This window comes from Companilactobacillus versmoldensis DSM 14857 = KCTC 3814 (assembly GCF_001434295.1).
GTDB classification, from domain to species: domain Bacteria; phylum Bacillota; class Bacilli; order Lactobacillales; family Lactobacillaceae; genus Companilactobacillus; species Companilactobacillus versmoldensis.
Genome location: NZ_AZFA01000011.1, coordinates 17272 through 40452, shown reverse-complemented (window position 1 = coordinate 40452; position 23181 = coordinate 17272). Strand labels below are relative to the sequence as shown.

General features: G+C 36.4%; 21 protein-coding genes and 1 riboswitch. Of the genes, 16 read left to right on the top strand and 5 right to left on the bottom strand.

Features of this window, described 5'->3' with window-relative positions; translation table 11 throughout:
• Window positions 1–142: 142 nt before the first annotated feature.
• The 4 genes from FC27_RS06980 to FC27_RS06965 all read left to right on the top strand — a co-directional run bounded on the left by FC27_RS06980 (window position 143) and on the right by FC27_RS06965 (window position 5827).
• Entirely contained in the window at window positions 143–1474 is a 1332-nt protein-coding gene (locus FC27_RS06980; protein ID WP_010623409.1) for a dihydrolipoyl dehydrogenase family protein, read from the top strand.
• 72 nt (window positions 1475–1546) lie between these two features.
• A riboswitch (Fluoride riboswitch) is annotated at window positions 1547–1608 on the top strand.
• Between the two features lie 61 nt (window positions 1609–1669).
• The gene (locus tag FC27_RS06975; RefSeq protein ID WP_029508082.1) at window positions 1670–3208 is read left to right on the top strand and encodes a MutS-related protein; all 1539 of its coding nucleotides are present in this window, start codon (window positions 1670–1672) and stop codon (window positions 3206–3208) included.
• Window positions 3205–4971: a MutS-related protein gene (locus FC27_RS06970; protein WP_010623411.1), complete on the top strand. Its 1767-nt coding sequence runs from the start codon at window positions 3205–3207 to the stop codon at window positions 4969–4971. The genes FC27_RS06975 and FC27_RS06970 overlap by 4 nt, the downstream gene beginning before the upstream one ends.
• A gap of 199 nt (window positions 4972–5170) precedes the next feature.
• A complete protein-coding gene (locus tag FC27_RS06965; protein ID WP_010623412.1) occupies window positions 5171–5827 on the top strand; it encodes a histidine phosphatase family protein in 657 nt (218 codons plus the stop codon).
• A gap of 46 nt (window positions 5828–5873) precedes the next feature.
• Here the strand turns inward: FC27_RS06965 and FC27_RS06960 are convergent, their stop codons facing one another.
• Entirely contained in the window at window positions 5874–6815 is a 942-nt protein-coding gene (locus FC27_RS06960) for a DHH family phosphoesterase (RefSeq protein WP_010623413.1), read from the bottom strand.
• A gap of 18 nt (window positions 6816–6833) precedes the next feature.
• Complete coding sequence (locus FC27_RS06955) at window positions 6834–7682, bottom strand: metallophosphoesterase family protein (RefSeq protein ID WP_010623414.1); 849 nt, start codon at window positions 7680–7682, stop codon at window positions 6834–6836.
• 225 nt (window positions 7683–7907) lie between these two features.
• Between FC27_RS06955 and FC27_RS06950 the strand changes: the two genes are divergently transcribed.
• The 7 genes from FC27_RS06950 (at window position 7908) to FC27_RS06925 (ending at window position 12243) form a co-directional block, all read left to right on the top strand.
• Window positions 7908–8132: a P8 family protein gene (locus FC27_RS06950; protein ID WP_010623415.1), complete on the top strand. Its 225-nt coding sequence runs from the start codon at window positions 7908–7910 to the stop codon at window positions 8130–8132.
• A 312-nt stretch (window positions 8133–8444) separates the two neighbouring features.
• Window positions 8445–8645, top strand: coding sequence for a cold-shock protein (locus tag FC27_RS06945; protein ID WP_010623416.1), 201 nt, complete (start codon window positions 8445–8447; stop codon window positions 8643–8645).
• Between the two features lie 162 nt (window positions 8646–8807).
• Window positions 8808–9200, top strand: coding sequence for a hypothetical protein (locus tag FC27_RS11930; protein ID WP_010623417.1), 393 nt, complete (start codon window positions 8808–8810; stop codon window positions 9198–9200).
• The gene (locus FC27_RS06935) at window positions 9184–10476 is read left to right on the top strand and encodes a Y-family DNA polymerase (RefSeq protein WP_029508083.1); all 1293 of its coding nucleotides are present in this window, start codon (window positions 9184–9186) and stop codon (window positions 10474–10476) included. The genes FC27_RS11930 and FC27_RS06935 overlap by 17 nt, the downstream gene beginning before the upstream one ends.
• A gap of 15 nt (window positions 10477–10491) precedes the next feature.
• Window positions 10492–10845 (top strand): hypothetical protein, encoded by a 354-nt coding sequence (locus tag FC27_RS06930; RefSeq protein ID WP_010623419.1) that lies wholly within the window; start codon window positions 10492–10494, stop codon window positions 10843–10845.
• Between the two features lie 214 nt (window positions 10846–11059).
• Window positions 11060–11191, top strand: a complete 132-nt coding sequence (locus tag FC27_RS12160; RefSeq protein ID WP_268869672.1) for a hypothetical protein — start codon at window positions 11060–11062, stop codon at window positions 11189–11191.
• 155 nt (window positions 11192–11346) lie between these two features.
• On the top strand, window positions 11347–12243 hold the full coding sequence (locus FC27_RS06925) for a tyrosine-protein phosphatase (protein WP_010623421.1): 897 nt from the start codon (window positions 11347–11349) through the stop codon (window positions 12241–12243).
• 65 nt (window positions 12244–12308) lie between these two features.
• On the opposite strand, the gene FC27_RS06920 is transcribed toward FC27_RS06925, so the two are convergent.
• The gene (locus FC27_RS06920) at window positions 12309–12656 is read right to left on the bottom strand and encodes a hypothetical protein (protein ID WP_010623422.1); all 348 of its coding nucleotides are present in this window, start codon (window positions 12654–12656) and stop codon (window positions 12309–12311) included.
• A 237-nt stretch (window positions 12657–12893) separates the two neighbouring features.
• On the opposite strand from FC27_RS06920, the gene mscL reads away from it, so the two are divergent.
• The 5 genes from mscL (at window position 12894) to pnuC (ending at window position 17092) form a co-directional block, all read left to right on the top strand.
• Complete coding sequence (mscL, locus tag FC27_RS06915) at window positions 12894–13286, top strand: large-conductance mechanosensitive channel protein MscL (RefSeq protein ID WP_010623423.1); 393 nt, start codon at window positions 12894–12896, stop codon at window positions 13284–13286.
• Between the two features lie 159 nt (window positions 13287–13445).
• Entirely contained in the window at window positions 13446–14672 is a 1227-nt protein-coding gene (locus FC27_RS06910) for an argininosuccinate synthase (RefSeq protein WP_010623424.1), read from the top strand.
• On the top strand, window positions 14672–16072 hold the full coding sequence (argH, locus tag FC27_RS06905; protein WP_010623425.1) for an argininosuccinate lyase: 1401 nt from the start codon (window positions 14672–14674) through the stop codon (window positions 16070–16072). Before FC27_RS06910 ends, argH begins: the two co-directional genes overlap by 1 nt.
• 290 nt (window positions 16073–16362) lie before the next feature.
• Window positions 16363–16590, top strand: a complete 228-nt coding sequence (locus tag FC27_RS06900; RefSeq protein ID WP_010623426.1) for a hypothetical protein — start codon at window positions 16363–16365, stop codon at window positions 16588–16590.
• Entirely contained in the window at window positions 16550–17092 is a 543-nt protein-coding gene (pnuC, locus tag FC27_RS06895) for a nicotinamide riboside transporter PnuC (protein WP_010623427.1), read from the top strand. The genes FC27_RS06900 and pnuC overlap by 41 nt, the downstream gene beginning before the upstream one ends.
• Window positions 17093–17145: 53 nt before the next feature.
• On the opposite strand, the gene FC27_RS06890 is transcribed toward pnuC, so the two are convergent.
• Window positions 17146–19935 carry a hypothetical protein gene (locus tag FC27_RS06890; protein ID WP_010623428.1) on the bottom strand — a complete coding sequence of 930 codons (2790 nt, stop codon included), beginning with the start codon at window positions 19933–19935 and terminating at the stop codon, window positions 17146–17148.
• 189 nt (window positions 19936–20124) lie between these two features.
• Window positions 20125–23154: a hypothetical protein gene (locus FC27_RS06885; RefSeq protein ID WP_056938085.1), complete on the bottom strand. Its 3030-nt coding sequence runs from the start codon at window positions 23152–23154 to the stop codon at window positions 20125–20127.
• Window positions 23155–23181 lie beyond the last annotated feature (27 nt).

Below are 23181 nucleotides of genomic sequence, written 5' to 3'. Positions count from 1 at the left end.
ATTCAACTACCACGTTTGGTCCAAGCTCCTCGGGGAAAATTGTTTTTGATAGAGTGATTTTTTCATTCATTAAAATCTTTGTTTTATTATTACTTTTGTTCTAAATTAAACATAGTAAATAGATTGCAGGAGGAAGTTTTTCATGTCAGATAAGTATGATTACGACGTTCTATATATTGGAGCTGGACACGGGACCTTTGATGGAGCAATTCCTTTAGCAGCCACAGGCTGTAAAGTAGCAGTTATTGAAAGCGGTTTGATTGGTGGAACTTGCCCAAACCGAGGATGCAATGCGAAGATCACTTTGGATGAACCAGTAAAAGCTAGTCGTGAATTAGAACGACTGAATGGTATTTTAACTGGTGATGTCAAGATTGATTGGACGAAAAATGTTGAACATAAGCAAGATGTCATCGATTCTTTGCCAGACATGATCAGCGGACTGATGAAGAGTGTAGGGATCGACATTATCTCTGGTCATGGTGAGTTTTCTGACCCGCATACTGTGGTTGTTAATGATAAAGAAGTAACGGCTGATAAGATCGTTATTTCAACTGGGTTGAGACCACATAAGTTAGACATCCAGGGAACTGATTTAACGCATGACAGCGAAGATTTTATGAATATGAAGTCATTGCCTAAAAATGTTGTTATTATCGGCTCTGGTTACATTGGGATGGAATTTGCGACGATTGCTAATGCCGCAGGTGCTAAGGTAACAGTTATGTTGCATGCTGATAAAGCCTTAAGGCGTTTCCATCAACCATTCGTAGAAAAGGTCATTGCTGACCTTGAAAAGCGAGGAGTAACATTTGTCCGTGATTCTAAGGTTTCAGCAATCATGGAAAATAGTAGTAATTTGACTGTTGAATATGGTGACGATCAGAGCATTGACACCGATTGGGTCTTAGATGCTACTGGTCGGATCCCTAATGTTGAAAATGTTGGCTTAGATAAAGCTGGTGTTAAATATGATCAACACGGTGTGACCGTGAATGATCATTTACAAACTAATGTTGAAAATATTTATGCATCAGGTGATGTTATTGCCAGTGAACAACCAAAATTAACACCGACAGCACTCTTTGAATCAACATATTTAATGGAGTTATTCTCTGGTAAAACCAAAGATGCCATTAAGTTTCCAGTCATCCCATCAGTTGTCTTTACCTCTCCAAGAATTGCTGAAGCCGGCGTTTCAGTGGAAGACGCAGAGGCTCAAGGTCTTTCAGTTACAGATACCGACTTGTCACAAGATTGGTACTATCAAGTCGACAAAGAACAATTGGCTGAAAGCAAACAAGTTCATGATAAGGATGGTAAATTAGTTGGAATCACTGAAATGAGTGATCATGCTGAAGATGTCATTAATAGCTTGTTACCAATCATCGAATTGAAACTCGATAGTGATCAAATCGGTCGAATCGTTAGTTTGTTCCCATCTATCGGTGCTGCATCATTTGGTCGACTTTAAAATAATTATAAATTTAGATAAGAGCTTTAATGCTTGTACTAATAATTGAATGAGCATATTATAAAAACAGATAAAAACTTCGGTGATGACGTTCGCCGTAAGAATTCGTAAGAATTGATGACGCCTGCCCAATAGGGTAGGTGTCTTTTTTTGTCGACATTTATCTTTTATAAAAAATATAAAGGAAGTGCTGATATGTTTAATAGCTTATTGTTCAAAAACAAAGATGAACCAAAGACGATCATCGTTCAAAATGATCCCATCTTACAAGATCTAAATTTAGACGAACTATTTCAACAGGTCGATGAATTTTCAGGATATTCAACCAAAAATTTTGATTATCAATTACCACAAAATTTGGATGATGTAAATTATCGCCAAGCAATTTTTGATGATTTGATTGATCCTGATATTTATCAAGCTTTGGTCAACTTTACCGACAAAATGATTGATTGCCTGAATCAAAAATCTCAATTAGAGCGACTTGATCCTTTGGCATATCGTCAACACGTTTTAGTCAGTCTTTGGGACCAACAATTGAAAGCTATCAACGAATTAGTTGAAGAATTAGCTGATCAGTCAATTACGTCTGAAGGGCTCAGATCATTTTTGCAGTATCTGAATGATTTTCAAAAAAGTTCCGAGATTGAACAGTTACGTGAAGTCATAGCTGACATCAATCAAAAATTTTCGAAAATTTATTACCGTTTATATTTGAGTGGAAGAAATGTCACGGTCGAATCCGATCCTCAACCACGAGAGAGCTTTGATGAAAGATTCAAAAAGTTGTTCGGTGGTTTGTTTGAAGACACTGACAAAATGCTTGCACCAATCAAAATAAAGCACACTCCCGCACCATTCAATATGAATAACTTACAAACATCGATCATCAGCCAGTTGATCAAGTTATATCCTGATCAATTTGCGCAATTGAATGAATTTTATGGAAAATATCGTAGTTTTCATAATGATCGTATCCAACTAGCTGTTCAAGAATTAACTTTTTACGTTGGTTGGGCCAAGGTGGAAAAAATGATTAGCCAAGAATTTGGTTTGGATTTCACATTGCCTAAAGTTACGGTCGATGGTGAACAGTCAATCAGCGATTCTTTTGATTTTTCGATGGCCGTCAAAAATTTGTCGGACAAAGATAGTGACTCTATTGTTACTAATGACTATCATCTGTTACCAGACCGACCATTTTTGATTATTTCCGGACCTAATCAGGGTGGAAAAACAACTTATGCTCGAATGGTCGGTCAAGCATATTATTTGCTACGGTTGGGGATGCCGATTCCAGGAAGCCAAGCTATCTTACAACTTAAAAACAAAATATTTACTCATTTTGATCGCCAGGAGTCGAGCAATAAATTAAGTGGACTATTAGAGATCGATGTCCAGCGGATCCACGATATCATCGATCAAGTAGATGACCACAGTTTTGTCGTATTAAATGAATTATTTTCGTCGACTTCGGAAGAAGATGCAACTGAGTTAGGTAAGCGGGTCCTGACAGCATTAATGAAGAAAAATGTCTGCGGTATTTATGTGACTTTCTTGGAGGCCTTAGGTGATCATCCTGGAGTTCAAACACTGATGAGCCAAGTGGATGATCAAGCTCAACGGACTTTCAAAATTGTCCCCGCAGACCTTAATGGTAAGGCTTACACTTCAATTTTATTGGCCAATTACCATTTGACGACTGATGATATTGAAGGAAGGTTTCAAAAATGAGAGTAAATTTGATCGATCACAATAATATTGCTGTCAAAAAATTTGAATTGTCTTCACAGCAAAATGATGTTTTTGAAGATCTCGAGCTAGAACCCATCGTGTCTGAAATGACAGGTGACGATAAATTTTTACGACAAGTGGTCTTGAGTGTTTTATTTGCACCAATGCAAACTTCTGAAGAAATTTATTTCCGGCAAGCGGCAGTTAAGGATTCATTGACTCATCGCGATGAATTGACGGAATTGTATACCATCGTTTCTCAAGGTTTGGATGAAGCCAAGAATGAGTATTGGTCCCTAGATTCTGGTTCAGCATCATATAAGTTGCACAGTAATGCGCGTCAAATCGATATCTTTTTGAATTATTTAGAAAAATTAACACCGTTGGGTAAGGTTGGTTGGCGTTCAACTAATTTCAAAAGTTTTTTTCAAAGGCTAAAAGATGTTTTCAAAGTGGATGATCTGACAGCTATGCATGGGGTGATTCAAGCAATTTTAGCTAATTCGACACACAGCTATCCGGTTAAACTGACAGCTGATTTTGGCAGTCAGATAGCTGACTTAGATTTTTCTGAGAAAAAGGGGAGTCGGCTAACGAATATTTTTGGTTCCATGAAAACCCGTTTCGAAAAAAATGAGGCACAATTCGTTATTCCTGATCGGGATGATAATAGTAGCAATGCCTTAGGTAGTTATGATAATCAAGCTGATTACCATTTGGCTATTAAAGTAGTCAATACAGAAAAAGAACTAGAAAATTTCTTCATTGAATTACAGTATCAATTAGGATTTTTGATTGCCATAGGGCGACTAACACATCATTTTGCGGATGATTTAAAGGTTACTTATCCTACTATTGGAGAGGCCACTTCAATTTCTGATTTAAAAAATGTTGTTTTACTCTTACATACAGATCAAGTTTCTCAAGTGGTTGGTAATGACTTGTCTGCTGACAAACTGACCTTAGTGGTCATTTCTGGCGTTAATCAAGGCGGTAAAACGACGACATTGCGGAGCCTGGGCCAGGCACAAATGATGATGCAAGCAGGGATGTATGTTTTTGCCCAAAATTATCAGGCACCGATTTATCATGATATCTATACTCATTTCAAACGAGAGGAAGATAGTCAGCTGAATTCTGGCAAATTGGATCTAGAATTGCAAAGAATGTCTGAGATCATTGATGAGTTAAAGGCACCTAGTTTAGTATTAATGAATGAGTCTTTTTCATCGACTAACGAGCATGAAGGATCCCAAATCAATGCCCAGGTGGTTTCTGGTTTGGTCAATAGTCGAATCGCAGTCATCTCTGTTACTCATCAATTCGAGTTTGTCAGGATGCTTAAATTGAACGATACTAATGCTCCAGTTTTTCTCCGTCCAGAACGTTTGTCTGATGGAAGTCGCAGTTTTAAATTGATTCTTGGTAAACCATTGAAGACTAGTTTTGGGGTCGATATATATGATCGAGTGTTTAATTTGCATAAAAATAACTGGAGCGTTTTTTCTCACGACTTTCTTGTTCTAATTCTTCAGTATCGATGTCAACTAGAGTTACTATATCTGCTTGGGGTGCGGTTGGTAATTCTGGATTTGATGGAGGGATTTTTTTGCCATCCTGATCAAGAATATCTATTTCATCCTGGATACGCCTTCTTGCATGTTGCATACCGGATACAGGATCCTCAGCATGGATTGCACAATCCAAGTCTGGTATATCAACATAATATGGATAATAATCTCGCTGACTTTTTATCATTGTGATCGGATATACTGCTTTCATATTAAGACCTTCCTTGAGTCAGACTTCTTTATTGATACTGTTATCATAAATGAAAAAATTTATCTTATCGTATTTATTTTTAAAAGTAGTTTTTTGATAATCTGACATTATTTGTAATGAAATTCCGCTATAATTTAATGTGACAATCGACTTAATTTTAGGAAAATGAAGGTAAGATCAATGGATGATCCGACAAAGATTTATTTTATTCGTCATGGTCAGACTTATTTTAATTATTTGCAAGTAATGCAGGGCTGGTCCGATACGCCATTGACTGAAAGTGGCCATGAACAAGCTTTTGCATTAGGTAAAAAGATTTCTCAATTAGGAGAATTTTCCAATACGATTTATTGCAGCGATATGAATCGTTCAATTCAAACTTGTAGTGAGATCAATCAAGGATTGACTGAAGTAGGGCAAAAGACTTTGACAATCAAGCCGATGCCGGAATTACGGGAGCAATTTTATGGATCATTTGAAGGCCAACCGAAAAAGAAAATTTTTAAATTAGTCGAAGATGCAATGGATGAACCAGAAAAAATGACTCCAAACGATTTTCAAGATAACTTGGCAAGTTTGGATAAATCAAAATTAGCGGAGACTAGTGCTAAATTTTGGGAAAGGTTTTCCGATGTGATCAAGGAGATCATTATTTCTAAAGAGAGCCATAAACCAATCTTGGTCGTTACTCACAGTGCAATATTGACTGCCCTAGTGGGGACGTATGCTCCTGAATTATTGGACCCAATTCAACCGGATAATCTTTCTATCACCACGGTGGAATTCGCAAAGTTTGGTTTCAATCCTAGAGTTATCGAATATAATCGAATTTTATAGAATAAATAAGCGACGTAATCGGGTAAGATTGCGTCGCTTTTAAAAATTATTCTACAGTTGATTTTGTTATTTGATCCATATCTTCAATCAAGTGGTCGACCGATTTGTAATCATGGAGAAAAACTCCACTGGCAAGAGGATGCCCACCACCGCCATATTTAACAGCAATTTGGTTGATCGACACAGCTTTCGATCGTAGATTGACTCGAAATTTTTCTGGCTCAGGTTCACTGATGACTGCCCAAGTTTTGACTGAATTGATTTTACCAATCAAAGGTACAGCATAATCTAATTCACCGGGATTGAGATTGAAGATCCTCAGGTTACGATGGTCGATCACTATGTAGCCACAGCCATTTTCAGTCAACGTGAAATTTTCCAAGATATAGGCTTCGAGACGAGAGATTTCCAATGACATGCTATCTTCATGCTGGCTGATCTCGGAAACGTTGATGCCAGTTTTGACTAGTTTTGCAGCTATCTCCAGTGTTTGGGCGTTAGTTTCAGGATATAAGAAACGGTTCGTGTCACCGATGAGACCAGCATATAGCAAGCGACCCGCGTCTGCATTGACAGGTAAATCAGTTTTTTCGGCAAAGGTGAAAATCATTTCTGCACAACTAGAAAAATTTTCATCGACCCAATTTATTTTTCCAAAAGGATCATCATTAGGATGGTGATCTATCTTGATAATTTGCTCTTGGTCAGTAAAGTGGTGTTCAACATCAATGCGAATTTTATTGGCGGTATCGACTGCGATGATCAAAGCACCTTTATAGGCTGAGTCAGTGATCGATTGCATTTTGCCTAGCCAATCGAATACTTCTAGTTCAGTACCAGGAGTATAAATTTTCTTGTCAGGAAATTTATTTCTTAAGACAGTTGCTAAACCTAACTGGGAGCCAATGGCGTCTGGATCAGGATTTTGATGCCGGATGATAATGATTTTGTGATGGTTATTTATTTCTTGGATGATTTGTTCAAACATATGCCACCTCTATAAAAATTATTTAGGTAATTGATTTAAGAAATTTTCAGCTTTTTCTTTGTAGTGATTTTGACGATTGATTTTTTGTAAGACATCTTTATCATGGGTCGATGGTTGACCAGTCATTAATAATTTCTTATATAAGTCTAAGTAGGGATGTCCTAGATTCTTCGCATGCGCTAATTCTTCATCAATGCTATAAGGGATACGACGGAAGTCTACTCCTTCAATTTTTGAGTCAGACAAGGAGAGCACCAGGTAACTTGCATCACGATTGTGCATCAATTTTTTCCTAGAGTACCATGGTTGACCGACTGAACCGGGAGTCAAAATCATTTGACCATCAGTAGTGTAACGCCAGACTGGCGTGTGCGTGTGGGCATATATGGCAACGTCCATCTTTTTGTCGATTTCAAGTTTATCAAAATTACTTTCTTTTTTGTCGGGGAACAATGAATGCCCACGATTTTTATTGGGCAGATTATGTGTCAATGAAAAGACTGTTCCTAAGATTTCTTTTTCATTATTCATAGGAAGATCCCTGATTTGTTGGCTGCGGGTAGCACTGAAATATTGTTGTTCATAACGTACTAAGGATATGAAATAGATGTCACTTGGGTCACTTAAATCGACTGATTTATTATCTATCACGTCCAAGTAGGCAGATTCCCAATTGCCCATTAAATATTGGGTGGTGTTCACTTCATTGAGCATCTCAAAACAATCTTCTGAAGATGAGCCACCGAAGGCGATATCTCCTAAGGACCAGTATTCTTGGACTCCTAACTTTTTGGCATCCTCGATAACTGCTTTTAAGGCGGTAGCATTTCCGTGGCTATCAGCTATAACAGCAATTTTTGTATTCACAATGATCGCTTCTTTCAACTAACATAGTCAATATTTTTTAATTGGTGTACTTTAACTCAAGTTTATTCCAAAAGATACAAAAATAATAGTTGCATTTATATAAAAATCCTTACCGAAAATAAGTTGATAAATTATGTTGCGATTGAAAAAAGTAGTACCTTTTCTGTGTCATTTTTAATAAATAGACTTATAATGATGTTGTAAATTCTAAGGAGGCTGTTTGACATGACAGATTCAAATATTGCAACTGAACCACAGGTTCTTAATATGAAAATGAGCGATGCTTTTGACTGGAGCGATGATAAAACTATCGTTCGTGACGCAATTTGGAATCATATGATGGAAAACGACGATCGTAGTACCGATAAGACTATCGAGACTATGAAGCCATTTTTAAGCATGAGTGAAGACGATGTAAAAGATTACGTCGAGAAGAACTTAAAAGCTTAAGCCTAAGAATCTTACAACTTAAACTTGACTCTAAAACTGAGAAAGTTTTAGAGTTTTTTTTATGGCTGATTTTTACGAAAATTATACAAAGTAGGGCATATTTGATAAGAAAAAATGCTTTTAAACCGACAAAAATAGAATTAAATTAAATAAATAGTTCAAATCGGTATCTATTTCCGAAAAATTCATGTATACTCACATTATTGTATTACGAGTTGGTTAGAGATTTAATTTTTCTTCACGAATGGTTACTTTCTGGATTAGCTTAACAATGCAAAAAAAATGCGCAACAAGCGCTGGAGGTTCTCATTCATGGAACAAGGAACAGTTAAATGGTTTAACCCTGATAAAGGTTTTGGTTTTATTACTCGCGAAGATGGCAGTGACGTATTTGCTCACTTCTCAGCTATCCAAGGTGAAGGATTCAAGACTTTAGACGAAGGCCAACACGTTACTTTTGACGTTGAAGAAGGCGACCGTGGACCACAAGCTGCTAACATCGTTAAAGACTAATTAGTAGTTTAATACATGATCGAATCATGTAGGAGAGCTCAAATTCCTGGTATACAGGAATCTGAGCTCTTTTTTTGTGACCAATTTTTGAAATTTTTTAGATAATTCTTGAAAAAGCGAACGTACGTTCGTATAATGTCTTTATAAAGGTTGGTGATTCAGATGGAAAATATTGTTCCACGTGAGAAGTGGCTATATAACGATCGTGGCATGATGAAATGGATGGGCTGGCTACTGTCTGATCATAGTGCCTATATGGACGAAGAAAAAATAAAAGAACGCAAGCAACCGCAGCACACGCAGATGAAATCCGGGCAGATCAGTGAACGATTGAATAACTCCAGGTTACATGCGAATGAAGTATTGATTCAAGTTAATGTCTTAGAGGATGATTATTTGATCCCCGAATTTAAAGGAATCGTAGCAGGTTTTGGCTCAGGACAAATTTATCTACAATTGGACAATAGTGAATTCAAAATTCTTCAAGTTGAGCAGATTCGTTGGATCGGTTCAGTAAAAGATGGAAAGTGGTGGGATGATGAGTACACCCTTTGACGACCCCAGCCGGTTACCTGTGAGAGATATTATGTGCATTGACTGTAAGTCATTCTATGCCAGCACTGAAGCTATTAGACGGGCAGAATATCCCTTAGCAGCTAAGATTGCGGTTTTGTCTCGTGCTGAATCTAATGGTGGATTGATCCTAGCCGCTTCACCAGATACTAAAAAAGATTATGGTGTCAAATTAGGGACTCGTAAATTTGAATTGCGTTCGGATATGGATATTCAATTGGTAGCTCCGCATATGAGTGACTACATCAAACTAAACTATCGGATCAACCAAATTTTTCGCCAATTCACTGATGATCAACATTGGTTCATTTACAGTATCGATGAAGCTTTTATTGATGTCAGTCACAGTCATAAATTATTTGGGACTAATGATGAAATAGCGGCTAAAATTCAAAAAAAGGTTTTTCAAGAGACTGGTATCGTCACGACGGTTGGTATTGGTCCTAATCCTTTGATGGCTAAACTAGCTTTGGATAATGCAGCTAAGACAGAAGCACCTTGGCGTGCTCAATGGAATTATCAAGATGTTCCAAAAACGATTTGGAAGATACCATCCTTGACCGACTTTTGGTCGATTGGAAGTAAAACTGCCGATAAATTAGAGCGGATGGGAATTCATACTCTTTATGATCTGGCTCATACAAATCGAAAAAAATTGCAAAAAAAATTTGGAGTTCTAGGAGATGCCTTATATTTTCACAGCTGGGGAATCGATTATTCAGATCTTACCAAGCGTTATGTGCCTAGATCTGATAATAAAGGTTATGGTAATAGCCAAGTTTTGATGCGGGATTATTTAACAAAAGATGATATTGAAACGGTCTTATTTGAAATAGCCGATCAAGTTGGGACACGGTTACGTAAACACCAAGTGCTAGGTGAAGTGGTCGGCATCCAGATTGGCTTTTCAGAACCTAATCAGGCTAATCAACGTGGGTTCAGTGCCCAAACAAAGGTTGATCCAACTAATCAAACTGATGATCTTATTCGAGCAGTCAAATATTTGTTCGAAAAGAAATGGCAAGGTGAGGCTTTGAGAAATCTCGGTGAACGCGTCAATCGGATCAGTAAGCCTAATTCTTTGCAATTGTCATTATTTGAAGATGTTCGTAAAGCCGATGCTAATCTTCGTTTGGAACATACGATCGATCAGATCAGAGATCGCTATGGCTATAAATTGATTGTCCGTGGTTATAGTAAGAAGAGTGCTGGTACAGCTATTGACCGTTCTAAATTGGTCGGCGGGCATCAAGCTTAAGCAGATGAAAATTAATTGTTGAAAGAGTCAAAAGAATTGATCAGGAATTATGATAAGCATTTTTTGCGTAAATATCGCTGGCGCTATCATTTGTTGATCGTGGATAATCATCTTTTTGACTGTTATAGTTTTTTTCTTCAGGCACATCGAGAGAAGGATAAACTACTACATAGTTATGACCTATTAGAGATTCCCCATAAAGAAGAATTATATCGACAAGTTTTGATTGATCTGAAAAAACATACTCAAATGTCAATTGAGTATCGAGATACTAAGCATTTGGTTCATCCAGGAAGCGATATTGTTCATGATCTTTCACATGGACATTATGGCAGTTCCAAATATCACCACGGACATATTGAAAAATAAATGAATTTATTGAAAAATAAAAAAAGGACTTTCAACCTAAATTGAAAGTCCTTTTTTCACAAACTATTGCAACCGTAACCATTCCCATGGTTATGGGGAAGAAAACAATTGAAAAAAATTGCATGTTTTGTTTGACAAATTAATCACAAACACATAAAATAAAATGTATTCGCTACCAGAATAATAATAATGAAGATGGAGGTAAACAATGATTATGAAATATCGCGTATATTTAAACACAGATTCGCAATTGTTTACTGTCGTAGATAAAAATAACGAAAACATTTTTGCTACTGGTAAAACAATTGAAGAAGCCATTGGCAATCTAAAATCAAAAGTCGCCTAATAAAATTTAAAAGCTATCTTAACTGAAAAATCATCACAATTCAAACTCTATTGAATTGTGATGATTTTTTTGTTCAAAACAATAATGATAAAAATATACAAGAAATATACATAGAAAGTTTACGATGATTTTGTAAAAAGTGGGGAGGGGATAAAATGTTTTCACGGAAAAATTATCAAAAAATTTTATTGGTGATCTTAGCAGTTGCTATTTCCATCATTTCGTTTCTATCAATCAAAACAATCGCTAGTGCCGATGAATTGTCGACTGATACAGGAGTGTTTTTATCACAACCACACAACACGCGTGACTTAGGTGGAGTAATAACTACTTCAGGACGACATGTTAAAAATAACGAGCTAGTCAGGTCCGATTCTTTGAATCAGACAACAGCTAATGATGCGATGGTATTAAGGGAAAACCATCACGTCACTAATATCATTGATTTCCGTTCTAATGCTGAAGTGACCGTGGCACCAGATAAAAATTTAGCTTGGTTTTTCTATCAACATCAAGCTATTTCGCCCCAGTTGTCTTACTTGGATGGAACTCATAGCATTAAATCAATTGTCAAAAAGGTCAGACAAGGGCATCAGACAGGAGATCAAATAATGCTTGATATGTATGATTACATTGCCGATTCACAACAATCAGTCACCGCTTATAAAACTTTGTTCAAAACTCTACTGACTAATGATAATGCGACCTTATACCATTGCACTTCAGGAAAAGACCGAACAGGAGTAGCGACAGCCTTGATCCTCACCGCATTGGGTTCTGATAAACAAACAATCGACTTAAATTATTTGGAATCGAATAGTTATCGCCAAATTAAGGTCAACAATGACCTGCAAAGGGCTCGCAAGTATACCAAGAGTCAAAGAATATTGGATGTGATCCAAGATATGGAAAGTGTCAAACAACCATATTTGGATGAATATTTCAATGAGCTAACGAGTAGGTATGGCGGAGTCACACAATACTTACATAACCAGTTAGGACTTACTGATCAAGACATTCAACAGCTACAAAGTAAGTATTTAGCAGCTTAAATCAAACTAACGAAAAGAGCTCAATTCAAAAGAATTGGGCTCTTATTTTGAGATTCTATTTATCATCAAGGATTTAGTCTTAAGTGGTTAGCGTAAATGACACCCCAGATGCCAGGGATGAGGTAAAGCGTATAACCGCAAAAGCCTAAGACAATCAAGATGATCGGATAAATATAAGAATTATCCCGATGTAGATATTTGATCATGAAATAAGCTAGCAATTGAATAATAACTAAGAAGAACAACATGAACATCCAAACGATAAAGGTAAATGCTTTATCTTGTGGTGAAAATTGGGTGTTAGGAATGTGGTAAATAAAGAAAATAGTTAGAATTAATGTCAGAACCGAAATGACGGTATTGATCCACCAAACGATCCAGCCTGACTTTTGAACTGCAGTACTAGATTTCAATGTAATGATCCCCCCTAATGGAATTATAAGTAAATTGTACCATGACATAATAGTTAACAATTATTGAGATATGAAAATATTAAATCATTTTTGAATGAATATTGTAAAATCCTTAATTCGGGTAAGATTTGTTGAAAAAACACCTCCGAACATTGCATAATCGGGGTAAGCGTATATCAGTCAAATTTGCAAAAAGGAACTGTTTGTACGAACTAAAATGCGAATGGAGTATTAGATATGCTAAAAGAATTTAAAGAATTTATCAGTCGTGGCAATGTTATTGATTTGGCCGTTGGTGTCATTATGGGGGCTGCTTTCACGTCAATCGTGACTTCTTTAGTTTCAAATTTGATCAATCCATTGATTGGTCTAGTGTTAGGTAAAATCGATCTATCAAAGATGGTCGTACAGGTGGCGGGAGCTAATTTTAAATATGGTAGTTTTGTCGAATCGATCATTAATTTTTTGATTATCGCTATTGTAGTTTTCTTTATTGTTAAGGTCGTTAACAAGATGGTTAGAAAATCCAAGAAGGAAGAGGAAACTGAAGAATCTGATAATGAAGCTGAGATGCTCAAGTATTTGAAGAAAATCTCAGAATCACTCGATAAAGATAAAGCAGAAAACTAGTTTGTCCTTTTCTGAAAATTAGAGAGCGATATACATTTAATTAAAATAATCTAAGAACCGACAATCCACTATTTTCACGGATAGACTTGAATTAAGTGAAAGAACGCGTTACTATTATTAACACAAAATTAATTTTTTCTAATCAGTGGAGGGAACATAATGACAGATACAAAAAAAGTAGTACTAGCTTATTCAGGAGGTTTGGATACATCAGTAGCCATTCCTTGGTTAAAAAATAAAGGATACGATGTAATTGCATGCTGTATCGATGTTGGAGAAGGAAAAGATCTTGACTTCATCGAAAAGAAAGCCATTAACGCAGGTGCTGTTGATGCCGAGACAATCGACGCCAAAGAAGAATTTGCCGATGGTTATGCTTTAGTTTCATTGCAAGGTAATACCCTTTATGAGGGAAGTTACCCATTGCTTTCTGCCTTATCCCGACCACTGATAGTTAAAAAATTAGTTGAAGTTGCTGAAAAAAATAATGCCGTAGCCATTGCTCACGGATGTACTGGTAAAGGAAATGATCAAGTTCGTTTCGAAGTTGGCATCCATGCATTGGCACCAGATTTGGAAGTACTAAGTCCAGTTAGAGATTGGCACTGGTCACGTGAAAAAGAAATCGACTTCGCTAAAAAACATAATATCCCTGTTCCAATCAATCTAGATTCACCATACTCAATTGACGCCAATATTTGGGGCCGTGCTAATGAAGCCGGTGTCCTTGAGGATCCATGGGTCGAAGCTCCAGAGGATGCTTTTGGAATCACCAATCCAATCGAAAAAACACCTGATGAGCCAACCACTATGACTATCAAATTCAACAAAGGTGTACCAGTTTCAATCAACGATGAAGAAATGAGTTTCGCTACGATGATTGAAAAGTTGAATAAGATCGCCGGTGAAAATGGTGTTGGTAGGATCGACCATATCGAAAATAGATTGGTCGGTATCAAATCACGTGAAATTTACGAATGTCCAGCAGCTATGGTCTTGATCAAAGCTCATCAAGAGCTTGAAGATTTGACTACTGAACGGGACTTAGGACATTTCAAACCAGTTATTGAAAAAGAATTGACAGAAATTATTTACAATGGTCTTTGGTTCTCACCATTGATGGAATCATTGTTAGCCTTCTTGAAGGAAAGTCAAAAGAACGTTACTGGCGAAATCAGATTACAATTATTTAAAGGCAATGTTTGGATCTTAGGACGTCGTGCTAAGACATCACTTTATGATAAAGACTTAGCCACATACACATCATCTGATTCGTTCGATCAAGAAGCAGCCAAGGGATTCATCAAACTTTGGGGCTTACCAACACAAGTTCAAGCACAAGTTAATGCTAAGAATGATCAGAAACCTGTTAATGAGGCTAAATAATGAGTACGCATAAGTTATGGGGTGGACGTTTTCAAGCTCAAGCAGAAACTTGGGTCGACGAATTCGGGGCATCCATAAGTTTTGATCAACTAATGGCTGATGAAGATATCGAAGGCTCATTAGCGCATGTAAAAATGCTCAAGGAAACCAAGATCTTGAATGGGTCCGATAGTGATCAAATTATTGCCGGTCTCGAAAATATTCAAAGAGAGCTTCACGCCGGAAAATTGCATTTTACGGTCGAAAATGAAGATATCCATATGAATATCGAAAGTATCCTGACTGACGAGATTGGTCCCGTAGCTGGTAAATTGCACACTGGTCGTTCAAGAAATGATCAGGTGGCTACCGACTTTCATTTGTATGTCAAAAACCGTCTGCCGAAAATCATTGATGAGATCCAGACTATCCAAAAAACATTGGTCAATCTGGCTGAGGATAATGTTGAAACAATTATGCCTGGCTATACTCATTTGCAGCATGCCCAACCGATTTCGTATGGACATTATTTGATGGCATATTATTCAATGTTAAAAAGGGATGTCGAACGATTCCAATTCAATATGAAACATGCCGATATCAGTCCTTTGGGGGCAGCCGCACTGGCTGGAACAACTTTCCCGATCGACCGTGAATTCACTGCTAAAGAGTTAGGTTTCAATGACATTTACCAGAACTCCTTGGATGCCGTATCTGACCGTGATTTTGCCCTAGAATTTCTGAGTAATGCTTCAATTTTGATGATGCACTTGTCACGGTTATGCGAAGAAATCAGTATGTGGGTCAGCTATGAATTCAATTATTTAGAATTGAGCGACAAATATACCACCGGAAGTTCCATCATGCCTCAGAAAAAAAATCCAGATATGGCGGAATTGATTCGTGGTAAGAGTGGCCGAGTATTCGGACATTTAATAGGACTGCTATCGACTATGAAGTCGTTGCCTCTAGCGTATAATAAGGATCTGCAAGAGGATAAAGAAGGGACCTTTGATACTGTCAAGACTTTATTACCAGCACTCAAAGTCTTTAATGGCATGATTTCGACCATCAAAGTCAATAAAGATAAAATGCGTCATGCAACTGAAAATGATTTTTCGAATGCCACTGAGTTAGCTGATTATTTAGCTACTAAGGGAATCCCATTTAGAGAAGCCCATGGTATTGTTGGTCAGTTGGTTTTGAAGGGATTGCAAAATCATCAAAATCTCCAAGATATCAGCTTAGACGAATATCAAAAGATTTCGCCTTTGATTGATAAAGATGTCTATGAGGTCTTAAAACCAGAGGTTGCAGTTGAACGTCGCAATTCTTTAGGTGGGACTGGGTTTGCGTCCGTGAAAAAGCAAATCCAAATTGCTAAAGAAGAATTATCTGAAACGTCAAAAATAGATAATTGATCATTGAACTAGTATTCCAAACGAATACTAGTTTTTTTTTGCACTCATCAAAAAGTTGTGTTTAAATATTATTTCAATGAATTGATTTAATGATAATTTTCATAAAAAATTGCAACTTTCAATTATTTTCAAAAATTAGAAAAGGCTCTAATTGGCTCTAAAACACAATATATGGTATGTTACTAATTTGTTTATCACCATATATATGTAAAAATGGTAGATTCACTATTATGAAAATGATATACTAATAAACGTTGTTTCAAAAACAAACGTTTAGAGGGTGTATTTATATGATGGTCATTAATGACTTTAAAGGATGGAGCAAGGCAAGTTATGGTTTGCTAGCGCTAGGAATTTTGATGCAAGCAATCATATTGGTCAGTGCAGGTAATTACTCACCAATGACTCTAATTACCACGTTAGGTGCCGTTTTAGGTGTAATTTGTGTGTTAATGATCAGTAATCAAAAGGCAAGTAATGGTTTTCGGAATTATTTCGGCCGTTATTATTATTTTTAATGCTTTCGTAAGTAAGGTATATGCGGATGCATTGCTACAATTTGCTTATATTTTTGTTTTGGATATCCCAGTTTTATTAGCATGGACAAAACATGAAGATGGTACTGGTGGTGCCGAAGTTTCTAAACCACTAAAGGGTTTTTTCCAATGGGCTTTGGCAATCGTTGGCATGTTAGTAATATGGGGAGTTTCCTATTTTGCTCTTAAGCAACTTGGTGATTCTCAACCAATCCTTGATGCTTTAGGTTTCTCGATTGGCATGATCGCATCGATTTTATGTGTTAAAAGAATCAAGACACAATTTATTTTCTGGTTCTTTCAAGGAGTTGTTTCAATGTTCCTTTGGATTAGAGCCTCAATGCTCAATGGAACAGGTTTCTTGAGCCCACTTGGATTCATGTATGTAATTTATATGTTGAATGATTTAGTTGGTTGGATCACATGGTCCAGAGCTGAACACAAGGCAAAAGTTAATGCAACTGTAGAAGAAGTTGTTGAATAAAGATAATAAGTTTAAAAAATGACCGCTAGTTCAAATGAATTAGCGGTCATTTTTTATAGTGCATCAGTTGCAGTCCAAGTCCAATGGCTGACATAACTACCAGGATTTTTAGATGCTTCTTTAGGTATTTTCAATACAAGATTATTTTTTAAAATATTAGTTAAATCTTCGGAATTATCCCAAATATCCTTATTTGGCGATGTTTGGTAAATCTCAACCTTGGTAACGTTTTGTTCTGTGTCTTTAGGGATGAGTTGATCTTTCCAAATAACAGAAGGAACAAAAGTTTTGGTTGAATCAATCGAACCATCATCAGAATCATCGGGACTTAAATTGGGATTATCACCATGTTCAGGCACTTCCTCTGAATCTAAAAATGGTTTTTCAAATTCAAAACCTCGTACCTCCAAATTAATACGCAATGGGGTGGCTTGTTCTCCGCGTTGATCTTTTAAATAGATATGATCATTATTTACTCTTGGTTTGACGTATCGATCCGTATTTGACGGGAGATTGATGGTTCCAAAATGAATATTTGCCGGGCTGAATATTTCTACATTGCCAACGCCATGTTTAAAATAGAATATTTCAGTGCCATTTTTAGTGGAATCTTCTTCATCGATCAATCTAAAGGTGATCTGGTGAGTTTTTAGATCATTGAATTGTTCAAGTAGGATTTTTATAGCCCAACGATGATTCTTTTCAGGTTTGGAATTCACTTTGTTTGTAAAAATATTGTTTGTTTTTTCATCATCAATTTGGTACTCAAGATGGACACTTTTTGATTTTAAGGAATGCCAAGTGCCATTAAAAATTAGAGTACTATTTTGTAAATCAAAGGGATTTTCCATTGAAGTTAGTTGGCTAGGAGAGTCGATCGTAACTTGTGGCATCATATCTTCTGGTGAAAGTATCTTAAAATGATAATGAATGGTTTTTGATTGGATTTTCCTATCATTTTTAAGATATAACTCCAGGTCATGGGGACCAGGTTGTAATTTTTCAATTGGGACGTTGATTTCTAAAAAGTTAAATTTGTCTTTGTTAGTATTAGTAACCTTTGATTTTAATTTCAGAAATTCGGTCGATCTATCAATTGAGTAATAAATGTCTTCATTATCTCCTGATTTATCTTTCCAGGAGATTTTAAGAGGGATATCTTTTTCGCCATTATGGATGATGGCTGGTCTAGTTTCGGCAGTGTCATGGTCAAGATTAAAAACAATTTGGTGCTTCAATTCTCGTACGAGAGAAATTCCATAGGTCATTGAAACCGATTTATCTTTTGGTAAAACGTGATTTTTGGTATGCATTGTCAGACCAGCATCAAATTTCGTGTCATCTGGATCATTTGCTCCTTTTTGGAAAAAATGTGTACCAATAGGTAAGTTATTTCCTTTAAGGCCAACATCATTTAAGTCAGTAAATGAGGCTGCATATAAAGTGGCCAAATTGGGATATTTAATTTTGTTACCCCAAGGATAATCATAAGGTTCGTTAACATGGCTTGATTCTGTAACGGTTCCTAAGCCCCAAGCGTAAGGTGCACGTGGAAAACCATTTAAATTAAATTCAATGTGATTCTGGAAATTTTTACTAAAAGCAATGACACCACGTGAAGCCCCCATGGATCTCATTACTGGGTCTTCCATGGCGGGGTTAGAATTATCGCTATTTTTTTTGTCAATATGGAAGGTTATATCACGAAAATTGTAACCACTGAAACTTGGAATATCCAATTCGCCAGTGTTTTTAAATGAGGTTGAAACAACGATTTTATTGTCGTTATCAAACCTCTGGGTAGTTGTTATTTCAACTTCATACTTTTCATATGATTGACGATATGTCAGGCGCTGCATAGTTTTATGCGTAAGGGGATCTTCTTTTTTATAAAGATGATAATCATAAGTTTTGACAGGATTATCCGATAGATTATTTCCAAGGCTGGATAACCTAGGCTTATTTTCTATTTTGTCCTTTGAGGAGTAATCAAATAAATTTGTTGTACTAAAGTTTTCATGGCTACCTTTTCGACCAGATTGAGTCAATTCGGAATCACCATAAGTATTAGTGTAGTGATAGATTAAATCGCTCTCTTTACGTCGTTCAACCAGAATCTCGAGTGCCGAATTGGGAGCAGTCAAATTATCAGATGGTTTTTTCATTTGGGCCTGTTGAAGTGATAAATCTTGTTGAGCATATTCTAGGGCACCAAAATACAAAATGGGAGTGACTTTTTCGTGTAATCCATCAGTATCGTAATTGATAGTTTTACCTTTCGAAATAGTAAGTCTATCGATTTCTTCCCATTCTTGATTATCCTGTTCTTGTGGATCGTCATAAAAATGATCGTCAGAATTTTCATCGATTTCTGTTTCTTCATCGTCATCATCATCATCATCGCGAACATTGAAACTATTATCAGCCAATAAATCACCGGTAATATCAGTCACGTTCAGACTGAAGGGAACTTTTGAAGTAATATCGATCGTAAAGCTATCATCATCGCTAGTTTTCGAAAAATCACTCAGATTCAAAGTAAGCTTATTCTCGTCCCAATTGATCCCAATATTTTTTTGCCCAATAAGTTTCTCAAGATGGTCAATGTTGATGCATTTAAGTTGGTCACTGTTCAATATCATGATCGGATCATTTTTTTTAAAATCATATTTGATCTTAAGCTGCAGTTCCTGCTCAGAAGAATCAACTTGACTAACTTCAACAAAATTTTTGTCATCGATAGGATCATTCAAATTTTTTTGCTCAGTAAATCCAGACAAGATACTAATAAAGGCAATACAAATTACTAGTAAAAAAGATTTTACAGCCACATTTTTATGCATAGGTCATCTCCCTCAGTTAGACGTAATGCTGTATCTTATCATGAGAAGATAGCTATTTTAGTTTGATAATGATAAGAGTTCCTTACTCAAAAAAGACAGGTTCTCATAATTATTAAAGTAAAAAGTTGAACTTATAAAAATTTTTGGATATAAAAAAATCGCCTAATCAACTGATTAGACGATTTGAAATCAAATAGTATCAGAAGCAGTCCAAAACCATTGACTACTGAAATCACCATTGGAATCGTGGTTATTCCCATGGATTTTTAATTTTATTTTATCGTTTATTTTATGAGATAAAACGGTGGTCTTTTTCCAAACACCATCCTCGGTATACAGATCAGGTCCAATCTGTACTGGGGTATTGAATGGTATCTTTTGGCCATCTAGTGAAAGGGAACTGGTTAACGTTTTGGTATTATCTTTACCACTATCTTCATCAAAGGTAGATTGATTGAAATGTTTGACCTGCAAACTTATTTTTAAAGCTTTGTTGGAGACACCTCTAAAATCATTGACCCTTAGAGGTCCACTGACATCAGCAGTAACAACTTGATCTTTATTAGGAATAATATGATTTGAGCCAAAATTGATGTTTGCTGGGACCTCTAGGATAGGTGCACCATTTCGTTTTTGGAAGTAGAACGTTTCGATTACAGTATCGTTACCATCATTTATTTTAATATCGATTTTGTGAACCTTTACGTCGTTGATATGCATGATGGATAAATTATTGATATGCCAAGGCATTGGTACACCAAGAATATTTTTATGTGTTTTGTTTTCGCCGATTGGCATTTCTTGGCCATCGTCTAATTGATAAGTTAAGTCAACATTTTTACTGTCAGCATCAGACCAAGATCCTTTGAGGTTAAGGCCATCATTATATTCTGGGTCGAACGGATCATCCTTAGATGAGGATTCGACAGGAGAATCAATTTCAATTTGTGGTTTTTTCGTAGCGTGTCGGGGAATTTTGATGACGACTTTTTTGATAGGGGATGTCTTTGTTTTTCCAACTTCATCTTTAGCCGCAAAATAAATTGTATGTATTCCAGCGGATAAATTCGAAATATCTATCTCGTGTTTCCAAGGTTTCCTGATTCCTTTTGACTGTTCATAGTCGCTTTGTCTATAATCAGCGATTTTATTTATTGGCTCCATTATTTGATGTTTCAATTTTTCGGGATCAGTTTCTTTGGCATCAACTAAGCAATTGATTGAGATCCTAGTGCTTCCTAGGTAGAACCAACTTCCATTCAGTTTTAATTTTTTAGATGGGTCAACCATGATGGGATCTTTCACCGTTCCTTTTTGATGGACATCAATCATGGGGTCAGAACTAATAGGAACCACTGAAGTTGAATAAGTCATTGAAACGGTTTTTCCAACGCCTAATGATTGGTTTTCAGTGTGCATTGAAATACCCGATTCCCAACTTACACCCTTTCCGGCAAAGGCTTTGCCTAATCCAGGATCGCGACCATTGTCTCCTTTATCATAGATATCATTAAACGAATCTGATTTGCCAAAGATTTCTTTTGATCTGGTATTGAATGGAAAACGATGCTCGTTAGAGGATTGAAAATATGATGATTTGGTGCCTCTAGCTGACCAAGCATACGGTGAATCTTCAAAATTGGTGAGGTGAAATTCGATACTACCGTTATGGGATTGTCTAGTAGCATAGACACCTCGATTGTCTCCCAATGAGCGTAATACATTTTTACTTTCACGGGTTTCATAACGATGATCTTTCATGAAGGTAACATCTCGGAAGGTATACCCAGTGAATTCAGGAATCCGTTCTTTACCGACATTTTTAAATTCAGTCGTGATAATGATCGATCCATCTAGTCCAAATCTTTGTGTTGTGGATATCTTGATGGATTTTTTAGAATGTGATTGTTTAAAAACGATTCGTTGCTCAGTCAAAGTGGTTACTGGATCTTTTTTCCAATAAAATTTGAATGAACTAGTATCCATACCCATCTTTTTTTTGTTTTTGTCGATATTTCCTGGTCCGAAAAGGTCTGGCCGTTTGACACTATTTACTCCTGGTAAATCCCTTTCAGCGTAATAGTTTAAATTAGTAGTAGTGAAATTTCTTTGGGAACCAAACTCGGTTTGCTTTTGATTATCATTATCGATGATCGATTTATCATAAGTCATTAATCCATCACCATAAGTACTAGTATACCAACGGTTTCTTTGAGTCGCTTTTTTATCGTTATAATCTGTATCGCGTTGGATATCGTTGGGATCACCATCAGGCTTAGTTAGTATTATTGCTGAATTAGCAGCGGTAATATTGTTTTTTCGACCATGTCCACTTCGATCGGTCGATAGGGAATCTGAAATTTTGATCCCGCCACCCAGTGCATAGTTTAAAGCACCAAAATAAATCACGGGGTAGGCGATTTTCTTCTCACCTGAATCAGGATCCAAAGTTTCAACTGGCTTTCCGGTCGAAATCCCTAACCGATCAGATTGGTTCCAACCAGAATTTACATCTTCTTCGTCGTCATTTAAGACTTGATCGTCCTCAATTTCGGAATCTTCATCATCTGGTTTAGAATCTTCAGGATTATCACTGTCAGGATCTTCACGTTTAGAGATATCAGTCACTGTCTCAGAATCAGTTGCGGTTTCTTTTACAGGTTCTTCGTTTGCAGTTTCATCTTCTGGATTTGTTGATTGGTTTGATTCTTGTTCATTTGGCGTATCTTCATCAGGCTCAGTATTATTTGAACTAGTATCCGTAACTTTTGTTTTTTCCGGATTGATTGCTTTTTCAGCTAATTTATTATTATCGATATCTTTGAATTGGAGCACCGTTGGCGCTTTAGATAGTATTTCTAAATTTAATTCGCCGCTACTTTGAGGTGAGATATGATTTTTTAAATTTAAATATACATTTTGTTCATCGGAATTGAGACCTACGTTATCAGCTCCGATGTCTTTTTTTAATTTGTCAGTGTCAAGGTTGTTTATTTGCGGACAATTAATAATTAAAATTGGTTGTTTAGCAGATAAATGATATTTGATCTTTACGGAAGTTTTTTGATTGGTTTTTTCAACTTCCAAGAATTCAATTTTATTATTTGGAGAATTATCGGTCGCAATCGTTGGGGATTGATGCGTTGTGATTGCTATGATGATCAAGCCTATCAAGCCAAATAGAAATATCGATAAAGTCAGTAATTTTTTTATATGCACAAATAGTCTCCTTTATTCACGAATGGT